Genomic DNA, 1,058 nt, shown 5'->3' with positions numbered 1-1,058 from the left:
AGCGTGCGCAGCCGGTCCGAGGCGGGCAGCAGCGCCCGGCGCAGCTCGGCGACCTCCGGAAGATCCACGCTCAGCCAGTTCAGCAGGCCGTTGTCGACCCGCCAGAAGCCGGTCTCCAGACCGTCGCCGAGCGCGACCACGGTGGCCCGGGGCCGGTCGGCGAGATACCGCTGCACGGCCAGGTCGAAGCAGCGCGAGCGCAGCCCCTGGGCCTGCGAGTGGAACGGGTCCGGCCGCCCGAACCGTTCCTCGAAGGGGTAGTCCAGATCCGCCAGCAGCCGCAGCGCCACCGGGTCGTCCAGCACCGGATAGGGCCGGCCCGCCTCGTACGCCCGGTTGTAGAGCGTCCACAGCAGGGTCTCCGGAACCCCGTTCAGCATCGGTCGCGCACGTGCCATGTCCACTCCTCCTGTTCTTCCGCGCTGTCGGTCAGCCGCGCAGGGTCAGCGCCTGCCCGGCCACCACCAGCAGCACCTGTTCGCACTCGTCGGCGAACGCGGCGTTCAGCCGGCCCAACTCGTCCCGGAAACGTCGCCCGGCAGCCGTCGCGGGCACCACGCCCGAGCCCGCCTCGTTGGTGACGGCGACGACCGTACGGCGCGTTCCGCGTACCGCCGCGATCAGCTCGGCGGTCCGCTCCCGCAGGGCTTCCTCGCCACCCCCCGTCCACGCCGCGTCGTCCCAGGCGTCCACCCGGTCCATCGCGTCGGTCAGCCACAGCGACAGGCAGTCGATCAGCAGCGGAGGCCCGTCCGACTCCAGCAGCTCCACCAGCTCACAGGTCTCCTCGGTGCGCCAGGCGGCCGGCCTGCGCTCCCGGTGCAGGCCGATCCGGGCCGCCCACTCGGCGTCGCCTTCCCGGCCGCCGCCGGTCGCCACGTACACCACCTCGGGGAACGTCTCCAGGCGCCGCTCGGCCTCCACCGACTTTCCCGACCTGGCCCCGCCCGTCACCAGCGTGCGCCGCGGCACGTCCACGACCGCGTGGTACTCGCCCACCACCAGCGTCGTCCCGTCCGGCACGGCCCGCGCGCCGGCCGCCGCGAGCCGCCGGTCCA

2 protein-coding genes are annotated in these 1,058 nt (G+C 74.1%); both read right to left on the bottom strand.

All coding sequences use genetic code 11. The annotated features are described in order from the left end of the window. Positions 1–398 (bottom strand): class I SAM-dependent methyltransferase (locus ABZY11_RS44680; protein ID WP_356484646.1); only part of this gene is annotated, 398 nt, incomplete at its 3' end. A gap of 31 nt (positions 399–429) precedes the next feature. Then, on the bottom strand, positions 430–1,058 hold a 629-nt coding region (locus tag ABZY11_RS44675; protein WP_356484645.1), incomplete at its 5' end, for a bifunctional adenosylcobinamide kinase/adenosylcobinamide-phosphate guanylyltransferase.

This window comes from Streptomyces sp. NPDC006510 (assembly GCF_040611955.1).
GTDB lineage: Bacteria > Actinomycetota > Actinomycetes > Streptomycetales > Streptomycetaceae > Streptomyces.
This window is presented reverse-complemented; position numbering and strand designations above follow the sequence as displayed.